The 21655-nt window shown below is 48.9% G+C and carries 19 protein-coding genes and 1 pseudogene; 12 read left to right on the forward strand and 8 right to left on the reverse strand.

Annotated elements, in window-relative coordinates; genetic code table 11:
- Positions 1-57: 57 nt before the first annotated feature.
- From ET464_RS10530 to ET464_RS10555, 6 genes are all read left to right on the forward strand, one after another.
- Positions 58-756 (forward strand): hypothetical protein, encoded by a 699-nt coding sequence (locus ET464_RS10530; protein ID WP_129440702.1) that lies wholly within the window; start codon positions 58-60, stop codon positions 754-756.
- A gap of 1257 nt (positions 757-2013) precedes the next feature.
- Positions 2014-3927, forward strand: coding sequence for an asparagine synthase-related protein (locus tag ET464_RS10535; protein WP_129440704.1), 1914 nt, complete (start codon positions 2014-2016; stop codon positions 3925-3927).
- Between the two features lie 16 nt (positions 3928-3943).
- Entirely contained in the window at positions 3944-4075 is a 132-nt protein-coding gene (locus ET464_RS10540) for a paeninodin family lasso peptide (protein ID WP_129440706.1), read from the forward strand.
- Positions 4076-4158: 83 nt separating this feature from the next.
- Positions 4159-5085: a phosphoenolpyruvate carboxykinase (ATP) gene (locus ET464_RS10545; protein WP_244226496.1), complete on the forward strand. Its 927-nt coding sequence runs from the start codon at positions 4159-4161 to the stop codon at positions 5083-5085.
- Positions 5086-5120: 35 nt separating this feature from the next.
- Positions 5121-6953 (forward strand): ABC transporter ATP-binding protein, encoded by a 1833-nt coding sequence (locus ET464_RS10550; protein ID WP_129440709.1) that lies wholly within the window; start codon positions 5121-5123, stop codon positions 6951-6953.
- A 31-nt stretch (positions 6954-6984) separates the two neighbouring features.
- Positions 6985-7785 (forward strand): methyltransferase domain-containing protein, encoded by an 801-nt coding sequence (locus ET464_RS10555; protein WP_129440711.1) that lies wholly within the window; start codon positions 6985-6987, stop codon positions 7783-7785.
- A gap of 134 nt (positions 7786-7919) precedes the next feature.
- Here the strand turns inward: ET464_RS10555 and ET464_RS10560 are convergent, their stop codons facing one another.
- Positions 7920-9701, reverse strand: a complete 1782-nt coding sequence (locus ET464_RS10560; protein WP_129440713.1) for a M3 family oligoendopeptidase — start codon at positions 9699-9701, stop codon at positions 7920-7922.
- 185 nt (positions 9702-9886) lie between these two features.
- On the opposite strand from ET464_RS10560, the gene ET464_RS10565 reads away from it, so the two are divergent.
- Positions 9887-10054 (forward strand): YycC family protein, encoded by a 168-nt coding sequence (locus ET464_RS10565; RefSeq protein ID WP_129440715.1) that lies wholly within the window; start codon positions 9887-9889, stop codon positions 10052-10054.
- Positions 10051-10290, forward strand: a complete 240-nt coding sequence (locus ET464_RS10570; protein WP_129440717.1) for a hypothetical protein — start codon at positions 10051-10053, stop codon at positions 10288-10290. The genes ET464_RS10565 and ET464_RS10570 overlap by 4 nt, the downstream gene beginning before the upstream one ends.
- Before the next feature lie 143 nt (positions 10291-10433).
- Here the strand turns inward: ET464_RS10570 and ET464_RS10575 are convergent, their stop codons facing one another.
- Positions 10434-11123, reverse strand: coding sequence for a DUF2225 domain-containing protein (locus ET464_RS10575; protein ID WP_129440719.1), 690 nt, complete (start codon positions 11121-11123; stop codon positions 10434-10436).
- Between the two features lie 6 nt (positions 11124-11129).
- Positions 11130-11516 (reverse strand): globin domain-containing protein, encoded by a 387-nt coding sequence (locus ET464_RS10580; protein WP_129440721.1) that lies wholly within the window; start codon positions 11514-11516, stop codon positions 11130-11132.
- 398 nt (positions 11517-11914) lie between these two features.
- Between ET464_RS10580 and ylbJ the strand changes: the two genes are divergently transcribed.
- Complete coding sequence (ylbJ, locus tag ET464_RS10585; RefSeq protein ID WP_129440723.1) at positions 11915-12994, forward strand: sporulation integral membrane protein YlbJ; 1080 nt, start codon at positions 11915-11917, stop codon at positions 12992-12994.
- Between the two features lie 67 nt (positions 12995-13061).
- The gene (locus ET464_RS10590) at positions 13062-13850 is read left to right on the forward strand and encodes an NAD kinase (RefSeq protein ID WP_129440725.1); all 789 of its coding nucleotides are present in this window, start codon (positions 13062-13064) and stop codon (positions 13848-13850) included.
- 113 nt (positions 13851-13963) lie between these two features.
- On the opposite strand, the gene ET464_RS10595 is transcribed toward ET464_RS10590, so the two are convergent.
- Together ET464_RS10595 and lipA are read right to left on the reverse strand one after the other, a co-directional pair.
- Positions 13964-14905, reverse strand: a complete 942-nt coding sequence (locus ET464_RS10595) for a YutD-like domain-containing protein (RefSeq protein WP_129440727.1) — start codon at positions 14903-14905, stop codon at positions 13964-13966.
- A 38-nt stretch (positions 14906-14943) separates the two neighbouring features.
- On the reverse strand, positions 14944-15849 hold the full coding sequence (gene lipA / locus ET464_RS10600) for a lipoyl synthase (protein ID WP_129440729.1): 906 nt from the start codon (positions 15847-15849) through the stop codon (positions 14944-14946).
- A 186-nt stretch (positions 15850-16035) separates the two neighbouring features.
- On the opposite strand from lipA, the pseudogene ET464_RS10605 reads away from it, so the two are divergent.
- Positions 16036-17081: pseudogene (locus ET464_RS10605) on the forward strand (M23 family metallopeptidase).
- Positions 17082-17192: 111 nt separating this feature from the next.
- Here the strand turns inward: ET464_RS10605 and yunB are convergent.
- A complete protein-coding gene (gene yunB / locus ET464_RS10610) occupies positions 17193-18542 on the reverse strand; it encodes a sporulation protein YunB (protein WP_244226497.1) in 1350 nt (449 codons plus the stop codon).
- A gap of 179 nt (positions 18543-18721) precedes the next feature.
- Between yunB and ET464_RS10615 the strand changes: the two genes are divergently transcribed.
- Positions 18722-19708, forward strand: a complete 987-nt coding sequence (locus ET464_RS10615) for a Gfo/Idh/MocA family protein (RefSeq protein ID WP_129440731.1) — start codon at positions 18722-18724, stop codon at positions 19706-19708.
- 331 nt (positions 19709-20039) lie between these two features.
- Here the strand turns inward: ET464_RS10615 and ET464_RS10620 are convergent, their stop codons facing one another.
- Both ET464_RS10620 and ET464_RS10625 read right to left on the reverse strand, forming a co-directional pair.
- Positions 20040-20522, reverse strand: coding sequence for a nucleoside deaminase (locus ET464_RS10620; RefSeq protein ID WP_129440733.1), 483 nt, complete (start codon positions 20520-20522; stop codon positions 20040-20042).
- Between the two features lie 168 nt (positions 20523-20690).
- Positions 20691-21587 carry a fumarylacetoacetate hydrolase family protein gene (locus tag ET464_RS10625; protein WP_129440735.1) on the reverse strand — a complete coding sequence of 299 codons (897 nt, stop codon included), beginning with the start codon at positions 21585-21587 and terminating at the stop codon, positions 20691-20693.
- Positions 21588-21655 lie beyond the last annotated feature (68 nt).

Here is a 21655-nt window from a genome sequence, read left to right on the forward strand (position 1 = left end):
ATCTCTGATGGGTTGAATTTTTATGCTAGTGTAGACTACGGCAAAACAATAAAACATATGGAATCCACTTTTAGCTTTAGTGAAATGGAAGGTATCACCTCTGGAATAAATGATAATATTGTAATGATACTCCAAGGTGGTGCATTTGATTTAGGCACAATGCTGCATTTACTAATAAGCAGAAATAGTCTCACACTATCTAAAAGATTAAATAATAGTGATTTTATAATAATTCCTATAGCAAAAGTATCAAAAGAAGTTTATAATTTAAAGGCGGATGGTTCACCATACAGTACATTAATGGAATTAAACGGCAACAAGTTGATCATAATAGATGCAACTGGAGATATTCATACTGTTATAGATGATGATATCCTAACAATAAATCCATCTAGGGCTACTTTTCAAATTGGCCCTCTTTCCAATGCTCAGTATATAGGAAAATTCCATAATGTGGCAGTAGGAGAAAAAGGAATCGATTATGATATGACAACAAAAAATGGAGTAACTAAGACAGATTTAATCCCCCTTATAAATAATGTTGCTAATAACATTAACCAAATTGATATAATAAGTACTCAGGCAATACATGCTCCGAATTGGATCAACATTTCTCAACCTCCATACAATTCCTCTCCTAATTCAGATATTACCACTATTCTACAGAACGCAATAAATAGTTTAACCAGAGGTACGGTTTTTGTGCCTGATGGAGATTATTTAATTAACCAGACTATAAAACTAAAACTAAAATAAGTATAGTTTGTGGCAGTAATACGGTTTTTAAACCAACAGAAATAGCCAATAATTTCAATATGTTTGAATTCCCCACCTATCAAGTTCGTAACGATAAAACTACATTTAAAGGCATAAGAGTTAATGGATTGAATAAAAATGTAGTAGGAATGAAGATTTTCAATGCGATCAATTTATATTTTTACGATTGTACAGTAGAAAATTGTCAAGATACAGGAATTGAACTTGAATCAGTCGCAGTTTAATCAGTTCTATAATTTGATATTATTCAATAACAACATTGGAATATATATAAATGCAGGTACAAGTGAACAATCCTTCACAGGCGGCAATTCAAATACATTTTACAGTTTAACAATGGCAAGTAATGTTGTTGGGGCACTATTACATCATGTATCAGGAAATTATTTTTTTCTTCTATACCATTAGCCAACAAAGTATGTTCTTTTTCCTTTTTCGACTGTTTAACGAACTACATTATTGGAGGCTGCCCAGAGTCAATCGGCACAGAATACCCGAATCCTTCCATTTTTTTAAAAGAAAAAACAATAAAAAAATCTACGATATATAGGGTTTAGTACAAGCTATTAAATTCAATACTTCTCTGACTGTTGGTACAGATAAAGCTGCAATTTACGCAGCCAATGTTTTTCCTAATGGCATTGCTAAAATTTTTACAGGTGTTGCAGTAAATTTAAAATCTAATATTGACACATCCGTAAGAGTAGAATTGGGTGAACCTTCTGCTTCTGCAATGGAGGTAGAACTTAAAGCCGGTGAATGGAAACGAGTATGTTTAATGTCTAAAAAAACAACTAACTATAATGTATTTTTCTGTCCCCTTGATAATGTCGGGGCTGAATTGATGGTATGTAGATTCTGTTCCATTAACACTAATAATGACCATTTGCTCTTGAAATTACTGGACGGTTATTTCAGCGATGAAGGATCATGAAAATTGTTAGTGTGCATCATTAGTGCCAGAAACAGTCTGAACGATTCACTCGTAGAAACCTTCTTCTGTCTTCTGGCGTTACTTATTTTAGTATTTGTTACCTTTAAGTATCGTTTTTTCTAAACTCTTATTTGTGTTTCTTATTTTTCGACACAAATCTCTTAAAATAGTGGATTTTCAGCAATATAATACGACAGAAATAATCAAATCATTTATGTATAATGAGGATGAAATAGATACGAAATGTAGCAAGTATGTACTACAACTTCTTTCCATCTAATGATAAGCGAGGGAGCCAAACGTTGAGTGCTATATCAGGTATACTTTGCAAGAACGGTGCGGATGTCCCAGAAGAAAATGTCGCCTTAATAATGAATGCAATGAGAATTATCCCAGCCGATAACACCGCCAAATGGCATAATAACCCTATATTTCTAGGCTGCCACACTCAATGGATTACCCTTCAATCTATTCATGAAATCTTGCCCTATTATGATAATGTCCGCAGGCTTGCCATTACCTCTGATGCCATTATTGATAATCGAAGCGAACTTTTTGAGAAGCTCCAAGTGCCTCTTTTTATAAGAGATACTATGACAGACAGTGAACTACTGCTGCTAGCTTACGAGCACTGGGGAAGTATGATGGTGCCTCATTTAGTCGGTGATTTTGCCTTTATGATTTGGGATGAAAACAGGCAACACCTATTCGGTGCCAGAGACTTCAGCGGTGCAAGAACACTTTATTACCATCAAGATCATAATTTTTTTTCCTTTTGCACCCTCATAAAACCTTTACTTGAGCTTCCATATGTTGAAAAAAAGTTGAATGAGCAATGGTTGGCAGAATATCTTTCTGTAAAAAGTTGGATAGATCAGCCAAATCAGTCCAATTCAGTATATCAAAACATTATGCAACTTCCTCCATCCCATACCATTACGGTATCTTTTGATCAAATACATATCCAGAAGTATGACAGTTTGGCAAATATTAAACCTTTAAAGTTAAGCTCATCTGAGGAATATGAAGAAGCTTTTCGAGAAGTTTTTCAAAATGCTGTAACTGCAAGGTTTAGAACAAATCGTGCTATAGGCTCTCATTTAAGCGGAGGCCTCGATTCAGGTTCAGTTGCAAGCTTTGCAGCTCACGCATTACAAAAGGAACAGCGTCAGTTGCACACCTTCAGTTATGTGCCTACTGACTCATTCGTTGACTGGACCGCCAAACACCGAATTGCTGACGAAAGACCACTCATCCTTGAAACTATACGTTATGCAGGAAATATGAACGCTCATTTTCTTGACTTCAGTGACTCCAACCCCTATTCAGAAATCGACGTACTTCTTAATGTATTGGAAAGTCCATATAAATTTTTTGAAAACTCATTTTGGCTTAAGGGAATATATGAAGAAGCAAATAAGCTTAATATAGGTGTTCTTCTAAATGGGTTCAGAGGAAACCACAGTATCTCCTGGGGATCGGCTCGGCCTTATTACGCTAAACTTTTACGCCATCTCAAATGGTACAAATTCGCTAAAGAAGTGAAATTTTATAGTCATAATACAGGCATTTCACGCACTCGCTTATACAAAGCAATAGGAAAACAAGCATTTCCATTCTTTCATTTCAATACATCGGCCAGTCCCGAGTTTCCTCCGCTAATAAATGAAGAATTCGCTAAGTCAAAAGGACTGTCTGCAGTAGATTCTTTAGAGATAGCTTGGCCAAATGACATGGAAAAAGCAAGGCATCAACACTTCAAACATGTTCATACATGGAGTTCTACTGGCATGAGTTCTTGTAAACTGTCATTGCAATATTCATTGCGCACACATGATCCAACAAATGATTTGAGAGTCATTCGCTTTTGCCTCTCGTTGCCTATGGAGCAATACATTCAACAAGGAATGGATCGTGCACTTGTCAGACGCTCGACAAAAAATGTACTACCCGATTCTATACGCTTAAATCAACGCACAAGAGGAATCCAGGCAGCTGATTCCTTACACCGCATGACAAAAGAATGGAAAACGTTTATTTCAGAACTTGATCAGATGAGCTTGGATCCACGAATGAATCAATATTTAAATATGGCTGTCATCAAAAATGAAATTAACAAAGCCAGGAACGGTTTATCTTCTGATCAGGCTTACAGCATTACAATCAAACTTCTGATGAGAAGTTTGATTGTCTACCGATTTGCAAATCAATTTTGAAGGGAGGTGAAAAAATATGAAAAAAACATGGGATGTTCCAGTGTTAGAAATCCTTGATGTTCGTAAAACTTTGTCCGGCAAAGGCCATGAAATTCCGGATGCAGTGCAACCGGATGATGATGACACTATCTTTCACACACCAAGCTGATGCACTTTATACTTACCAAGGAGCCCTTATACGCTAATTATGGTATAAGGCTCCTATTTTTATGACGGAACGGAGGATCTTCATTGTCCCAATCAATATCTCAAACTCTGTTTTATCAAGCATTTGGCCAAACCATTCAAAGTGATATTTTGCTACCGGAGTTAATAATGGCAGATAGCCCTATTAGTGATATCGATGTGACCATCAGATATGAAAATCTTTCCAGAAAGCTTAATGAATTTATTCAAAATCGTACCAGCTATCAGATCAAAAAAGGATACTTTGCATTTTATGTTCCTGAAGTAGCTTGTTTTGTTATTGAAAATGGCGATATGATCTCCGTTTATCCTGACAAACAAGAGAACCTGGATCGAATCAGACTATACGTTTTGGGAACTTGCATGGGGGCTATCTTGCACCAAAAACAAATAGTAGCTCTTCACGGAAGCGCCATCGTGATACAAGACAAAGCCTACGCCTTCGTTGGTGATTCAGGTCAAGGGAAATCAACGCTTGCATCTGCATTCATTCAACAAGGCTACAAGCTGCTCACAGATGATGTCATTGCCATTAAAATGATCAATGACAACCCGATGGTCATGCCTGCCTATCCCCAACAAAAATTGTGGCAGGAAAGCCTTGCTGCTTTCGGAATGAATCCCGAAAGGTATTCACCGTTATTTGATAGAGAAACCAAGTATGCGGTCCCTGTATCATCCAATTTTATAAACACTCCTGTTCCATTAGCTGGTGTATTCGAACTAACAAAACTGGATTGTGAACTTCCCAAGCTCATATCTTATTCAACACTTGAAGGAATGCATCTCTTGTACCGCCATACCTTCCGTAATTTGTTATTATCAGCTGAAGATTTAAAAGACTGGCATTTCGATGCATCTGTTCATATGGTTAGCCACCTTGGCCTGTATCGGCTGGAGCGGCCAATACATACGTTTACCGCCAATCAGCTAGCTTCGCTTGTAAAGTCAGTTGCCGTTGCCTACCGTTAACTCAATTAGAGATCTCTATGGGGGAAAGTTAAGTTATGAAATTCATCCTGCATTACGTGAGACAGTTTTCGGCATTTACTGGTTATAGATTATACCTCAATCTTTTAGCTATGGTTGCAATCAGCCTGCTCGACGGCATTGGCTCTTTAATGCTCATTCCAATGCTTAGCGTAAGCGGGCTTATTGGTGTCGACATCTCCGTTAATCAGATGACCCGCCTCTTATCTTTCCTGAATCGTTTCCCTGTCACTATCAGTTTAGTTATCCTATTGGGAATCTATATTACCGTTTCACTTGGACAAAATGTTCTGCAGCGCTTATCTTCCCTGCAAAACGTTCATATCCATCAAAAATTCATCACCCATTTGCGATTTAGGATACACCGGGCATTGATTCTTGCAAATTGGAGATTTTACTTGCAACGCCGAAACTCTGATATTATCAATACATTAACAAACGAGCTGCCGCGGGTCAGCAGCGGCGTCTATTTATTTTTCCAGACTATTACAACACTTTTATTCACATTAGTCCAAATTGGATTGGCTTTTTGGCTGCAACCTTTCATTACTTTAATTGTTTTGATCTGCGGAGTTGCACTTGCCATGTTCGCCAGAAGGTACTCCAGAAAAGCTTATTCATTAGGTAAAGAAACCGTTAACACTTACGAAGCGTATCAAGCGGGGATTACAGATATATTTAATGGAATTAAGGAAATAAAAACCAATAACCTTGGACATTCACGTTTGCAGCGAGTTCATGATCTCTCTCAAAAGCAACAAAGAGAACAGGAATCTTTTAATAACGTCCGTACCAAATCGCAGCTTGTTTACAAGATGTCATCCGTTCTTCTTATCGCAGGGTTGTTGTACCTTTCGGTTGTGTTATTCCATGCTCAACCTGGTCAATTGTTGCTTATTATCGTCATATTCTCAAGACTTTGGCCCCGCTTTATAACTATGCAAAATAATATGGAACAAATTTTTTCTAATATTCCTGCTTTCCAGAAAACCATAGAGCTTGAGAAAGAAGCTTTAAAGGAATCGAAAGCGAATACTTTCTCGACAGAATTAACGAATAATACGGATCCGCTCGAACTGCATCACGGCATTACCTGCCAGGATGTAAGTTTCCGTTATGATCAAGCCAATTCAGCGTACGCTTTAAAAAATATGAACCTCGAAATTCCAGCCAATCGGATGACAGCGATTGTCGGCCGGTCAGGGGCAGGCAAAAGCACTTTAATTGATCTTATTATGGGGTTGATTGAACCATCGGAAGGAAGCATACGGGTGGATGGAAAACCGCTTCAGAACGAAACGTTGGAACGCTTCCGCCACTCCATCAGCTATGTCCCGCAAGACCCTTATTTGTTCCATGGAACGATCCGGGACAACATGCTTTTATTTGTCCCCGAAGCGACAGATGAGCAAATTTGGGAGTCTTTAGAGTTATCATACGGAGCAGCATTTGTACGCAAGCTCCCTTCCGGTTTGGATACGGTTATTGGAGACAGGGGCATTAAGTTGTCCGGCGGAGAAAGGCAGCGGATCGTTTTAGGCCGAGCTTTGCTCCGAAAACCGTCCATTCTCATATTGGATGAAGCTACCAGCGCATTGGATAATGAAAATGAAGCCAATATTCAAGAGGTTCTTCACCAGCTCAAAGGGCGTGTTACCATTCTGGTTATTGCCCACCGCTTCACTACAATACGCAATGCGGATCAAGTTATCGTTCTAGAACAAGGACAAATTGCTCAAGCCGGAGAATACCAACAGCTGGCAAAAGACACAAAAGGAATTTTTAAAGTATTGCTAGGAGAAGACCATGCAAGCCGTGAACGGCTTCAGCCATCCGCATTCCAGATGTAGCCCGATTATCCGATGAAAGGGAGGATTAACGATGAGCGGGAGGACAGCATCGCATTGGTTCGATAACATCAAGGAAGAGATCAAGGATCAGCGCACATCCAGGCAAAATAACCTCCGGTTTGCGGCCGCCATTTTGCCGGCAGCTTGGAACGCTGTCCGATTGGCACGCCGCGTAATGCTAGACCATAATTATCGATCCATCCTCCGGCTTCAGCTATTTAATCACGAGGAGGTTCATCAGACTTCTTCCACTACCTTCATGAACCGTTACCCTGCTATATTTACCGCAGCCAAAAATTATTTTGCAGGCAAACCAAACTTAAATCTGCTGTCGTATGGCTGTTCTACCGGAGAAGAGGTGCTGACGCTGCGCCAATACTTTCCGAATGCACGCATTATAGGTGCTGAAATCAATAAACGAAGCCTTCATATATGCCGTTCACTGCCAGTGGATGACCAAATCGCCTTTATAAAATCTACTTCAGAAGAGCTGGCGAAACACGGTCCCTATGATGCGATATTCTGCATGGCTGTTTTACAAAGAAAGCCTCACGATATAACGGACAAAGGGATAACGGATTTGAGCGGTATTTATCCATTTGAGAAATTTGAGCGGCAGGTGAACGAACTAAACCAGCTTGTAATGCCCAGCGGGCTGCTTATCATCCATTTTACGCAGTATTCCTTTTTGGACACGGCAGCTGCTTCCTATTATAAAGTGATGGAAGGCTACTCCCAGCATAAATACCCTTCACATGTGTTTGACAAAAACAGCAAGCTTGCTCTTAATAAGCTCCCTTATCCTTCGATTTTCATAAAAACAAATACATAATCATCCGAATTCTATGGATGTAAGCAGCATATGCTCAATAGAAATAATGAAACGCCTAACAACAAGACAAAACCAGCCCTGCGCGCATAGACGCACAGGGCTGGTTTTGTTTCGCTACTACTTGTTGGTCACTCTTATTGCTCCGTCAGCTCCAGAAACAGCTTCACGTCGGACACGGCAAGCTGAACCGCTTCACGCCAGAAGTCCGGCTCTTCGAGGTTGACGCCAAGATGCTTCTTCGCCAGTTCCTCTACCGTCATGCTGCCCGTATCCCGCAGCAGCGCCACATATTTCTCCGCGAAGGAAGGGCCTTCCTGCTGCGCTCTTGCATAAATGCCTGTGCTGAACAGGTAGCCGAACGTGTATGGGAAGTTGTAGAACGGCACATCCGTCAAGTAGAAGTGCAGCTTCGACGCCCAGAAATGCGGGTGCGTGCTGCCGAGCGAGCCGGCGTATGCTTCACGCTGCGCCTCTTCCATCAGTTCGTTCAGCTCTTCCGCCGTTACCATGCCCTGCTTCCGTTTTGCATAAAACGCTTTTTCAAAAATAAAGCGGGCATGGATGTTCAGGAAAAACGCTACCGCATTCTGCAGCTTCGTTTCAAGCAAACCAAGCTTCTCTTCATCCGACTTCGCCGCTTTCATCGCCGAATCGGTTACGATGAGCTCCGCCAGCGTCGATGCAGTCTCCGCCACGTTCATCGCGTACTCCTGCGACAGCGCAGGCATATCGTTCATGACATGCTGGTGGTAGCCATGGCCCAGCTCATGGGCAAGCGTCGAGACGTTATCCATCGTTCCGGAATACGTCATAAAAATACGCGTCTGCCCGCTCAGCGGCAGCGATGTGCAGAAGCCTCCGGGGCGTTTGCCGGGACGGTCTTCCGCTTCAATCCAGCCTTCCTTCAGCGCCATATCCGCAAAATCCGCCATATCCGGGCTGAACGAGCGGAACTGCTCCACGATAAACTCGCAAGCTTCCTCGTACGGAATTGTACGAGCATCCGCGCCAAGCGGCGCCGTTACATCATGCCATTCCAGCTTCTCGACGCCAAGCAGCTTCGCTTTGCGCTCCAGATAGCGGACGACCTCCGGCTTGCCTTCCGTAATCGCGTCCCACATCGCGTTCAGCGTCGCTTCGCTCATCCGGTTGATGTGCAGCGGCTCCTTCAGGATTTCCTCCCAGCCGCGGTTCTCATATACGCCAAGGCGGAAGCCTGCGAGACGGTTCAGCGTATCCGAGCACAGGTCAGCCTGCTCGCCCCATACGCGTTCCCATTCCGCAAAAGCCGTCTCGCGGACCGCACGATCGCCGTCTGACAGGCGGTTGAACATTTGGCCGGCGGAGAGTGTTTTTTCCGTGCCGTCTGTGCCTTTGTCTGTGAATTTGGCACGGGAAACGATTGTATTGTACATTTCGCCCCAGCCGTGATAGCCGTTAACGGCTAGGTCGCCGATCAGCGCTTCCTGTTCCGGAGCGAGCTTTTCCTTCGCCAGCTCGCGACGCTCGCGCAGGTTGAAAGCGACTTGCGCAGCCGCTCCGCTGGACAGCCACGCTTCGAACGCGCTGTCATCCATGCTGCGCAGGATGCTGTCAAAGCGGGTAAGCACGCCGTCAAACTTGGCAGATGCTGTTTTGACACGATCGCTTAAGGCTGCGGCTTTGGCGTCTTTCATGTTTTGCGCAAGCAGGCACGATACAAACGAGTCCGACTCGCGAATGCGCAGCAGAATGGACTGCATCAGCTCGGCGATAGCCGTCAGCTGCTCCGGCTGGCCGCCTTCACCGGCTGCGACAAGCTGATCCAGTTTGACAACGTCTTGTTCGATGCCTTGCAGCTCAGCTGCAAATGCAGGCGACGAAGATCCGCCTTCATAAATAACGTCCAGATTCCAAGTTAATGGATATGTACTCATGACTACATCTTCCTTTCGAAAAATCGGATTGGGGTTAATCGTCAGCCTTCCTTTGTCCGCTGCTTTAACGCGGCAGACGGCTAATCAGCCTTCTAAATAAAGAGAACCGATCAGGGAATTTGCAGTTTGCGCGTTTCCTGTCGGCGGTGTATAACTTAAGTATACCAGATTGGAGGAAGATCGACATGTCCATGCCTTTGCAAATATCGCCCGAGACGGCCATTAAGCTTTCCAAAGAGCTTAACGTGCCGATTGAGCATCTCATGCATATGCCTAAACACATCCTGCTTCAAAAACTTGCCGAACTTGCGAAAAAAGATCAGCCGCCCGCGGACGGAGCGACAGAGTCATGATCCCTTTCGAGCGGACTTGGCCGTACGATATCATCATGAATGATATTTACGCCCCAAGCTGCCCTTTTTGCGGACAAGACAATGTGCTTCTCCCGATCCGCCCGGAAGAAATCGAAGACATTCATCACGGCAAAAAAAAGCTGCTCGTCTTTCCGTGCTGCCACAGCCGGATCACCGTAGTTGATATGGACAGCGACTACATCTTGGCCGCACAGCGGCTGCGGGCCAAAGTGTAAAATCAGCTTGTAACAATGAAGCGCACCTCCTGGCATAGACACTGGAAATATCCGATGCCGTTTCCAGGAGGTGCGCTTCGTTATGCCGAACAAGTCTTAGGCTTGCAATTCTCCGCATGGGTAAGCTTATCCGCGCCCCGGCATCAGCCGTTCGATAAAGCGCCTTCTTCATGCATCTCCTCGCGGATAAGCTGCCACTGCTCGCGGCAAGCCCGAATCATCGCTGAATCCACAATCCGCTCGTCATGAATGACGCGGGTAAACCACCTTACCGCTTCGTTCCGCTCGCCGACCCGGCGGTTCAATTCCCCGATCAAATACATCAGGCGTGCATCGCTTGACGTATGCTCCCCTTCTTCGTAGACCTGAACGTAAGCGTCCAGCGCAAAACGCAAAAACTTCCGTTCCTGCTCCTCTTGCCCCGTCTCGCGGTAAAGCCAGGCCAAATGATGCAGGATGCCCGCAATAAGCCGGTCGCTTTCCCCGACCGCTTGGCAGGTCATCAGCGCCAGCTTGTAGCTGTCAAGCGCTTGAGCGTTATTGCGCTCCCCGCCGTAATCGCGGCTTGTCCATCGTTTGCCGACCTCGTTGTAGTAAGCTTCTTTCTGCCTGTTCGACAGCTGCGCCATGCTATTCTCCGTTGAGGCGTAACCGCAGATTGGACAAACACGCACCACATAATAATCCGGATTAGCCCCTTCCCGGTAATGCCCGCAAAAATCCGTGTCGGTACGGAGCGCACGCTTAAAGCTTTGTCTTACTCGTGATGTTGAAAAGGTTGACCCACAGCAGGGACAATTTACTTGAATGCGATACAGCGGTTCGAGCTCCATATACGACTACTCCTCGTCTGGTGTATTGACGAAATGGTGCGCCGGCCCTGACAGCCTGTGCAGCACGATTTCCCGCAGCTCCTCGCTCATTCCGATGTCCTGCAGCGCCTGATCCATACAGCTCAGCCATGCTTCTGCCCGCTCCACCGTGATAGGAAAAGGCAAATGCCGGCCGCGCATCATCGGATGGCCGTACTGATCGGAATAAAGCGAAGGGCCGCCAAAAAACTGTGACAAAAACAAATATTGCTTCTCCATGACCGGTGTAATATCAGCCGGAAATAACGGTCCAAGCAGCGGGTGAGCTTGTACATGCGGATAAAAAGCTTCCACCATCCGGCGCACGGTCGCCCCGCCGCCAATGGCTTCATAAAGCGTTATATGATTATTCATCGGTCAAATCCTCTCCAGTATTTAAGGCTTAGGCAAATAGAATGAAAAATAAAGCCGGCATTTACTCAAATTATACGAAAAAAAGCCCGCCTCCGAAAGCGGAGCGGGCAATTGGAACGATATATCGGGTCAACAATCATAATCCTCTTCTCCAGGCGCAGCAATAGCTTCCCGAATGACAAAGACGAATGCACAGACAAGAACCCCTGTAATTATACCCATCACATTCATCACCCCGAGCTTTCCGATAAGGTAATTCCATTGTACCATACATTTCACAGCAATCCAGCTATTTTTGCAAGCGTTTTCTTCTTTTTTTGAGCAGCTGGTCCGGTGATGTTTGTCCTATCTCAAGCATATATAAGTAGAAACCATGATGATAGGGAGACGCCTGTTCCATGATCAAAAAAAACGCCAGCTTCCAAGCTTACGCCGCAATCGCTGCGGCAGGCATGTTTATCGTCGTCTTAATGTTCCTATTTCCGAATGATACGTTGGAATCCGCCTTGCGCGGGCTTGATATTTGGTGGAAGGTGCTGTTTCCCGCTTTGTTTCCTTTTTTTGTCATATCTGAATTTATGCTTGGATTTGGCGTTGTGCATTTTTTCGGCAAGCTGCTGGATCCGCTCATGCGCCCGCTGTTTCGTCTGCCCGGCATCGGCGGTTTTGTCGTTGCGATGGGATATGTATCGGGTTATCCGGTTGGCGCCAAGCTGACCGCGCAGCTATGGGAGCAAAAGCTCGTGAACCGTGCGGAAGGCGAACGGCTTGTCGCTTTTACGACTACCTCCGATCCGATCTTTCTGATCGGGGCTGTCTCGGTCGGCTTTTTTCATAATGCGGCACTGGCGCCGGTACTTGCTGCGGCGCATTACGGCGGCGCATTAATCATCGGTCTGTTCATGCGGTTTCATGACCGGAAAGCCCCGCTTACCCCGGATTCCTCGCTGGATGCGCGCCATCGCAGCCGCGGCTACCGGCCGTCCCGCCTGCGTGAAGCGTTCCGTGCGATGCATGCGGCCAGGCTTGCCGACGGCCGTTTCTTCGGCAAACTGCTGCAGGACGCCATTCAATCCGCGCTGCGGCTGATGATCGTTGTAGGCGGGCTTGTTGTTTTTTTCTCCGCGTTAATGGAGCTGCTCACCCATGCCGGCATTATCGCAGCGCTTGCCGACGGGCTGCGCAATCTGTTCCGAGCAATCGGGCTTCCGGGCGCCTTATCCGACGCGATGATTTACGGCGGCTTTGAAGTGACGCTTGGCGCACGGGCAGCCGGTACAGCCGGCACGGGACTGATGCATCAAGCCGCTATAGCGGCCTGGGTGCTGTCATGGGCCGGACTGTCCGTTCACGCCCAGGTGGCGAGCTTGCTCAGCCGTACCGATATACGATACAAACCGCTTTTCATAGCGCGTCTGCTGCACTCGTTTATCGCGATGGCGCTTGTCTATGCGCTATGGGGCTGGCTCGCTCCGTAACCATTGAATTTGGCTCCTTCTTTCGATATGATTAAGCTATCCACGAAAGACCGGAAGGAGCTTGTTCTTGAAATATACTGTTATTGACCGCGGAGATTCCCTCTCCAAGGAGCTTGCCGGGCGTTTCCATGCCCTTGCCGCCGAGCGGAAATTTATCCGCAGCGACAAAGAACCGGAAATCGTTATTTCTATCGGCGGAGACGGCACTCTGCTGCAAGCTTTCCACAAACATATCGACCGGCATGAGCAGGTTGCTTTTGTTGGTATCCATACAGGCCATCTTGGTTTTTTTGCAGACTGGAAAAAAGACGAGCTTGATACGCTTGTGCAAATTATGGCCGAAGAAAAGCCAAACATCGTCCGTTACCCGCTCGCGGAAATCGAAGTGGAAACATCCACCGGCATTACCAAATATATTGCCGTGAATGAAGCCACCATCAAAGGCGTAGACGGAACGGTCGTTTCCCAGATCAACATTAATGACGAGCTGTTCGAGATGTTTCGGGGCGACGGCATTGTCATTTCCACGCCTTCCGGCAGCACGGCGTACAATAAATCGGTAGGCGGGGCAATTGTCCACCCTTATATCGAAGCTTTGCAAATTGCCGAGATCGCGTCGATTAACAACCGGGTGTTCCGGACGCTGGGCTCATCGGTGCTGCTTCCTAAGCATCATCACTGTGAAATTTTTTCCAGAAAAGAACAACGTCTTGTATTAACCATCGATCACCTGAACATTCTGATCAAAGACTTGCGCTCCGTTCGCTGCCGGGTATCCAACCAAAAAATCAGCTTCGCCCGCTACCGTCCGTTTCCGTTCTGGAACCGTGTGCGCGAAGCGTTCCTTGATGTATAACACCCGCGGCCGCATCATTAGGTGCGGCGCGGCATACAAAACAGGCCGTTCCAGGTGACATATCACCTGAAACGGCCTGTTTTGTTGTTCATGCATCAGAGGCACTGAGCGCCCTATTCGGTTTTTACCGGATTGCGGTTATGTTCGCTTGCAGCTGCAACATCATTTTTGGCTGCCAGCCTGACCGGCTTTTTATGGCGATGGTTAGGCTTAAATTTGCGCTGCGAATGTTCACCGGCCTGTTCGCCATCCTGCACATGGCGCGGACTGCGGTCGCGGTCTCGTCCGCCTCCTTGCTGGCGTCCCTGGCGATTACGTTCAGCCTGCTGCTCCGTTTTGTCGCTGCGCTGGCGCTCCGGCTTGTCTTTCCGGTCCGTACGCTGCTGCCGGTCCGGCTTGTTCGGCCGCTCACCCGGCTTGTAGCCGCGGTCGGATTTGTCCGTCCGCTGCGATTTATCCGGATGGCGTTCTCCTCGGTCCGGACGGTCCCCTCTGGCAGGCTTTCCGGATTTGTCCGGACGTTCAGCCCGCTCCGGCTCCGGCTTCTCTTCAATTCCAGCCCGGTTATACCTTGTCGGAATAGGCCGTTCCGGCGTAACGGCATCCATAACCGGCCTGTCCGGAACCTTTGCCGGCTCCGCCGCTGCGGCGGCGGACTCGTCCTTGTACGCATCCAGCACTTCCGTGCTTGCCCGGCCGGCTTGCTCGTCGGAAACAAGCGTAAGCTCCTTCGGCGCTGCAGAAGCGGCAATTTCTTCCGTCTCCTCTTCAGGGAGCCGGCTTGCAGCCACTTTCTCCAGCACAAAATAAGCGCAGCCAAAATTGCAATATTCATTGATGTAGTCTGTCATAAATGAATACGCGCAGTCTTTGGTTGCTTTCGCATGCCCGTCTTTCAAAAAACCTTTCAGCCGCAGCTGATTGTAGCCCCAGTCGCCGACGATATAGTCGTACCGGTCCAGCACATCGCTGTAGCGGTCGCGGAACGCGTCGGGATTCCAGCCGTTTTTATGTTCATGAATGATCTCATATACTTTGCCACCAATATGAATCAACGATCGATTCCTCCACTTCTGGGAGCTGCCGTGTGCAGTTAAGCGCGGCTTTCATCCAGCTCGCGTTCGCTTGCGGCTGCAGCCGAATCCGTCTGCTCATGAGCATGATAGGAGCTGCGGACGAGAGGGCCGGATTCCACATGGCGGAAACCGCGGCGCAGTCCTTCTTCCTTGAGCTTGGCGAATTCATCCGGATGCACGTAACGTACAAGCGGAAGATGGTTCGCAGATGGCTGCAAATATTGTCCCAATGTTAGTATATTGCAATCAACAGCGCGCAAATCGTCCATTGCCTGCAAAATTTCGTCCCATTCCTCGCCTACGCCAAGCATAATGCTTGATTTGGTCGGAATTTTCGGAGCCAGTTCTTTTGCTTTCTTCAGCAGCTCCAGGGAACGGCTGTATTTGGCTTTGGCGCGAACGCGGTCAGACAAACGTTCTACTGTCTCTATATTATGGTTTAAAATATCCGGCTTGGCGTCCATGACCACCTTCAAGGCGTCCCAGTTGCCCATAAAATCCGGAATCAGCACTTCCACGCGGCAGAATGGCATCCGCTTGCGTATCGCATGGATCGTCGCGGCAAAAATCGAAGCTCCGCCGTCGGCGAGATCATCGCGCGCAACCGATGTAACCACGCAGTGGCGCAATCCCATCTGCTCGGCTGCTTCCGCTACACGTTCCGGCTCCTGCAAATCGAGTTCGGTCGGGAGCCCGGTTTTGACCGCACAAAACCGGCATGCACGCGTACAAATATCGCCAAGAATCATAAACGTTGCCGTACGGTTCGCCCAGCATTCGTATATGTTCGGGCAGCGCGCTTCTTCGCAAACGCTGTGGAGCGTCTTGGAGCGCATCATATCTTTTATTTCAGCATAATTGCCGCCTGTCGTTAGTTTAATTCGAAGCCAGTCCGGCTTTTGCACTTTTTCACGTTGTTTCATGAGGGCAAAACCTTCTTTCAGCTATATGTAACCCCTATCTTTGAGCCATTATATCACGTTTCCATAAAAAAAGGGGAATGATGCGAAATATGGAGACGCCGCTGGTGAAATTCCCATTTTCGGATAAAATCGAATCATTTGCAGAACCTACCTAAAAACGATGAGCAATCGAAAGGGTGACAACGATTGAAACGATTGTTAAGCATAGCTGTTGCTGCGTCACTTTTGGCCGCATGTCTCCCTGCTCCGGCCAGAGCAGCTTACGAGGAGCCGGCTCAAGCCAAACAAGCTGTCCGCAAAGGCGCGGCTTCGGCAGGCGACAGCATGCGGGAGCGGATGGCGTTATATGAAAAAATAAGCGTCATTACCGGCGTCCCTTGGCAGCGGCTGGCCGCGATTGATCAATATGAACGGTCCATCTCCAAAGCAAGGCCTGGCGACAGGCCGCCGCTGGGCGAATATGTAGGCGTATTCGTGGAGGAAGAGCAATGGGTCGGCGCTTTGAACCCGAACACGACCGACCAGTCGCCGCTGTCGATCCAATGGTTTAACGGCATTGGCAAAGACGGGGACGGCAACGGCCTGGTCGAACGGACAAGCGATGCCGACCTGTTGTATTCCATCGTCAGCAAAATTACGCAATACGGCGTATCGGATGATGATTTTGCCATCGGTTTATGGGAATATTACCACAATGGGCGGGCTGTGAAACGCATTACGCAATTTACTCAAATTTATTCGGCGTTCAATCAGCTGGACTTGTTCGAGCATGCGTTTCCCGTTCCGGTTGGCAGCGACTACTCCTACCGGAGCACATGGGGAACGGGGCGCAGCTGGGAGGCTACCGGATCCATGAGGGCACGGATATATTCGCCAACTACGGCGTACCGGTCCGCAGCACGAGCTACGGCATTATTGAAGTAAAAGGATGGAACCCGTATGGCGGATGGCGGCTCGGCATCCGTGACTTGAATAACTATTATCATTATTACGCCCATCTGCAAGGGTATGATAAATCAATCCGAATCGGCGATGTCGTAAAGCCGGGCCAAGTCGTCGGCTGGGTAGGCAGCTCCGGCTACGGCAAGCCGGGCACGCAGGGCAAATTCCCCCCGCATCTCCACTATGGCGTATACCGCGACCGCGGACTGGTGGAATGGTCGTTTGACCCTTATCCGTTGCTGCGGTCCTGGGAAGTAGCGGAGCGGAAACGGCAGCGCGCCAAAAAATAAACAACAAGGCAGCGGGAGCACCGCTGCCTTGTTTGCTGCCGCCCGTTGCCGCGCCTGACGCCTATTCGCCGGGCTTGCGAAGCAGCTTCTCTCGCTTGTCGCTACCGCGGGTCATGGTTCGACCGGCACGTGCAGCGCAGCAACGCACAGGTGCAGCGAACGCTGCGAAAATTTCACGCTTCGGTATTCGCCTGCCCGGCTTACATTAATGTCCGCCTTCAAGTCCCGGATCTCCAATAATATTGCCCCCGTAAATCCTTGAACCGAACTGCCCGCCTGCCCGGCCGGCGAAGATCCGCTTCCCGCTCCATTGCCGGCTGGCGGACTGCCCGTTCCGCCGGCGGAATTGGATGTTCCGCTTGTTTTGCCGCTGCCCGCAGCTCCTTGCCCGCTCCCTGATTTGGGTGTAATCGTAATGCTGTTCTCCGATTCGGAAGTCATCGGCAGCGAAATATTCGGCGCTTGCGGCGCATTATCGCCAACCGGATTTCCTTTATTGTCATAATAATACATCGGCACATCCCCAACAACGAGCAAATAAGACACCGGAATGTCCGTTTCAATCGTCTGCGGCTCTGTATCAAACGGGATAATGATCGAAATTTCCGTCTTGACCTTAATGTACACTTCAACAAGCGTATTGTTGATGCCGATGCTGCTTTCCCTGGTGTTCAGCTCCACCTGCGTGGCGCCAACCGGCTCGATTTTGACCGGGATGCGCGGGCCGTACGAGGCCAGCATTGCGCTTCCAAGCGCCAGGCCTACAGGTACGGATTCTTTGATTTCTCCGATATGGTACAGCGTGGAGGACACGGTAGAGATCGTCTCTGCCGTTATTTTCATATGCTCGCTGTAATTAAGCATAAAGCCGGACACTTTGCCGTCATTGCTTGTTTTCCAGTCGATAAGCTTATCCAGCGTGGCATGGGAGGCTACCTGTTCGGTAATCGCCTGATTGATCGCTTGTGTAGCTACTTGATTCATCCGCACCTTGGCTACGTTCATAATCGGCCCGCGCAAATGCCGGTCTACGTAAATAAACGATTGGACCGCAAGCAGCAGCACTAGTAACAAAGAGATCATCCATAAGATCCCTCTTCGTTTCTTCGGCGGCAAGGAACGTGTTCCCCAGCTGCCTCTGCGCCCTCCGCTGCCCCACGGTTTGGAGCGGTTTGCAGCCGGAGCGGCACGAAAGCCGGAAGAAAAAAGCGGCTTGCCCCCGCCCAGTTTCATGGCCGGTTTGCGCGGCCATAAATGAACTTGGACGGGACGGGCGCTTTTAAACCCGCTCCGGCTGCCGCGCGGCCCGAGCTTCATCCCGCTTTTCCGGGGCAGCAGCTTCCCGCTCCAGGAAGGAAGCGGATGGCTTCCGCCTGTCCGGGTTCCCCACTGCATCGTTTTTGTTTTTTGGAAAGGCCATTCAAATCCGCGCCAGTACCTTCTTTTTCCCCATCTCGCCATTATGAATAGTCCCCCTTCTCGTCCGGGCGTTAATACATGCTTATGCAATCGTCCATCGAAAAAGAAGGCGCGGCCTGCCAGCTTGGTCCGCCGATAAAACCATCCAAATGTGGTATAGTTAGAAGAGAACAACAATAGAATTGCTGCCGGAGAGGCTTAGCATAAAGGAGAGAATCTGCTTGGTTAGATTTGGCGTTATCGGAACAAACAAAATTACAGAGCAGCTGCTCGAAGCAGCGAAGCACAACAAACAGTTTAAGCTGACGGCCGTTTTCTCGCGTACGGAGGAACGGGCAAAAGCTTTTGCCGATACATATGGGGCGGAGCATACCTTTACCGATGTGAAGGAGATGGCGGAAAGCGATGTAATAGATGCCGTATATATCGCCAGCCCGACCTCGCTGCATAAGGAATATGCCGTTATTTGCATGAATGGCGGCAAACATGTGTTATGCGAAAAACCGATCGCATCCAACACGCGGGAGCTTCAAGATATGATCGACGCTGCACAGCGGAACAACGTCCTGCTGATGGAAGCGATGAAATCGACGCTGACGCCCGCTTTTGAAATCATCCGCGCTAATTTGGACAAGCTGGGCGTCATCCGCCGCTATACAGGCAGCTACTGCCAATATTCGTCGCGTTATGACGCGTACAAGCAAGGAACGGTGCTGAATGCGTTTAATCCGGCGTTTTCGAACGGGGCGCTGATGGATCTCGGCGTATATTGCATTTACCCGCTGATCGCTTGCTTCGGCGAGCCAAACACGGTAAAAGCGTCCGCTGTCATGCTGGAGTCGGGCGTGGACGGGGAAGGAAGCATTCTGCTCGGCTACAATCAGATGGAGGCAGTCATTGCCTATTCCAAAATAACATCGTCGAAGCTGCCGTCTGAAATTCAAGGCGAAAACGGCACCATGCTCATCGACAGCATCAGCGAGCCGGGACACATCCGGATCGAATACCGCGACGGGCGGACCGAAATATTGTCCGAACCGGACAGCCGGCCCGTTATGCTGCATGAGCTGAGCCATTTTGTCGAGCTGGTACAATCGGGGAAAACCGAATCGCCCGTGAACAGCTTCACGCATTCCATGGCGACGCTTGCGGTAATGGACGCCGCCCGCAAACAAATCGGGCTTGTCTACCCGGCAGACCGGGCGTAACCGAGCTAGACCGGGCGGATGACAGCCCGTTAACGCCCGGAGTGCCCGTGAAGCTTCCACGGGCACAGCACCGGATGCCGCGTTTGCTGCGGTGTAACAACAAAAAGAGGCCAACGCCGGTTGTGTACAAGCGTTGGCCTCTTTTTGTTGTCTGCAGCGCCATTTCGCGGCGCCGTGTCTTCCGCCCAGCGCGCAGCGCAGGCTGCCCAGCCTGGGCGCGGCAGGGGCGCTGAGCCTGGCAGGGGCGCAGCAGCCTGGAGCCGCAGCAAGCCTTGTGCAGGCGATACTGGCCGGCTTTACCGCTTTCGCGCCCCCGCAGCGCCTGTTCATGTCACCGCCAATAGCCGTCATGGACGCTGACGGCCTCCGCCTCCAGCTCCGGAAACGGGCCAAGCACCTCGATCGGCTTTTGTCCGCGGGCGAAAATTTCCCGGCATGGCAAATCAAAGGTCGGGTTTTGCGGATGGTCTCCGGTTAAGCGAAGCAGCGCATGCTCCGAAGCCGCATAGACAACCCGGCCGACATTGCCCCAATAAATAGCGCCCGAGCACATGGCGCAAGGTTCAAACGTCGTATACAGCGTACATTCCCACAGCTCCGCCGGCGTAAACAGGCGTGATGCCTTCTCCATCAAAGCGGTCTCGGCATGGCCGGTACACCGGTGCTCGGTCAATTCGACATTGCCTTGTTCCAGCACAATTAAGCCTTCGGCGTTTACAAGCACTGCACCAAACGGCGTATTGCCGCTTTCCCTCGCCAAACGCGATACTTCAATGCTTCTTCTTAAATAATAGAGATGATCCCGCTTCTCCATTCCCGTTCCTCCCATCGCCAGTCCCGTTCAGAGCGCATCCGCACTCCGCTTACCGTTACCATCTAACCGCCGATCCGGGCAAGCCGCAAGATAGGAGGAGGAAATTTTGTTACCGCCGACAAAGAGAATGCGCAGGATTGGCGGCTGTGCATAAACCTGACTTGAAACTTACCGTTCGCTGCTTTCGGCAACTATCCGGTTCGTCAGAGCGCCCAGCTTCTCAATCTCCACCGTCACCACATCGCCCGGCTGCAAATATACCTGCTGCTCTTTCGGATACCCCAGCACGACACCTTCCGGCGTACCGGTCAAAATAATATCTCCCGGCGACAATGTCATACATTGCGAAATGTAGCTGATGATTTGCTTGCAGTCAAAAATCATATCGCTAGTGTTGGACTGCTGGCGCACCTCGCCGTTCACCGTGCACGAAATGGCAAGTTTGTTCGGATCTCCTACTTCATCTTTCGTCACAACGTAAGGGCCAACGGGTGCAAATCCGTCACATGACTTGCCGGCCAGCCATTGCACGGACCGGCCTTGCAAATCACGCGCCGACAGGTCGTTGGAAGCGCAATAGCCGAAAACATAATCAAGCGCATCGTCTTCGCTTACATATTTGGCCGTACGGCCGATAATAATGGCAAGCTCCGCTTCATAGTCGACTTTGCGGCTGCTGCGCGGCAGCGCAACATCTTCCCCGTGAGCAGCCAGCGCATTGTTAAATTTGTTGAACAGGATCGGATATTTAGGGATCGGTGAATGGGTTTCTTCCGCATGCTTCAAGTAGTTGAGCCCGATGCATATAATTTTGCCCGGATCGGGAATAACCGGAGCCAGCGCTGCCTGCTCCTCGCCGATAACAAACTGCGGATTGCCGCCGTATTCCGCTTGAAGCCGGCGCAGCATGTCAACCGCCTGCTCTCCGCCTTCCGCTGCTTCACGCACCGACAAAGGTGCATGAACGCCTGCAGCCGCTGCAGCCGCTCCTACATCAAGCAGCCCATGCTCCATATGTATGCCAAGATGATATTCGCTTCCTTGTTTAAATGTAGCCAGCTTCATCCTTGATCTCTCCCTTTTTTGTCCAAATCGGTCCATTTCAGTATATACGAATTATGCGGCGGTCAACA

Origin of the sequence: Paenibacillus protaetiae (genome assembly GCF_004135365.1) — a bacterium.
In the GTDB taxonomy this organism is placed as follows: Bacteria; Bacillota; Bacilli; order Paenibacillales; family Paenibacillaceae; genus Paenibacillus_AP; species Paenibacillus_AP protaetiae.

What these genes read in the sequence shown, in the direction of transcription:
- ET464_RS10530 (WP_129440702.1), top strand. Translation starts at nt 58, where the DNA reads ATGGAATCCACTTTTAGCTTTAGTGAAATGGAAGGTATCACCTCTGGA.
- ET464_RS10540 (WP_129440706.1), top strand. Translation starts at nt 3,944, where the DNA reads ATGAAAAAAACATGGGATGTTCCAGTGTTAGAAATCCTTGATGTTCGT.
- ET464_RS10550 (WP_129440709.1), top strand. Translation starts at nt 5,121, where the DNA reads ATGAAATTCATCCTGCATTACGTGAGACAGTTTTCGGCATTTACTGGT.
- ET464_RS10555 (WP_129440711.1), top strand. Translation starts at nt 6,985, where the DNA reads ATGAGCGGGAGGACAGCATCGCATTGGTTCGATAACATCAAGGAAGAG.
- ET464_RS10560 (WP_129440713.1), bottom strand. Translation starts at nt 9,701, where the DNA reads ATGAGTACATATCCATTAACTTGGAATCTGGACGTTATTTATGAAGGC.
- ET464_RS10565 (WP_129440715.1), top strand. Translation starts at nt 9,887, where the DNA reads ATGTCCATGCCTTTGCAAATATCGCCCGAGACGGCCATTAAGCTTTCC.
- ET464_RS10570 (WP_129440717.1), top strand. Translation starts at nt 10,051, where the DNA reads ATGATCCCTTTCGAGCGGACTTGGCCGTACGATATCATCATGAATGAT.
- ET464_RS10575 (WP_129440719.1), bottom strand. Translation starts at nt 11,123, where the DNA reads ATGGAGCTCGAACCGCTGTATCGCATTCAAGTAAATTGTCCCTGCTGT.
- ET464_RS10580 (WP_129440721.1), bottom strand. Translation starts at nt 11,516, where the DNA reads ATGAATAATCATATAACGCTTTATGAAGCCATTGGCGGCGGGGCGACC.
- ylbJ (WP_129440723.1), top strand. Translation starts at nt 11,915, where the DNA reads ATGATCAAAAAAAACGCCAGCTTCCAAGCTTACGCCGCAATCGCTGCG.
- lipA (WP_129440729.1), bottom strand. Translation starts at nt 15,849, where the DNA reads ATGAAACAACGTGAAAAAGTGCAAAAGCCGGACTGGCTTCGAATTAAA.
- yunB (WP_244226497.1), bottom strand. Translation starts at nt 18,542, where the DNA reads ATGGCGAGATGGGGAAAAAGAAGGTACTGGCGCGGATTTGAATGGCCT.
- ET464_RS10620 (WP_129440733.1), bottom strand. Translation starts at nt 20,522, where the DNA reads ATGGAGAAGCGGGATCATCTCTATTATTTAAGAAGAAGCATTGAAGTA.
- ET464_RS10625 (WP_129440735.1), bottom strand. Translation starts at nt 21,587, where the DNA reads ATGAAGCTGGCTACATTTAAACAAGGAAGCGAATATCATCTTGGCATA.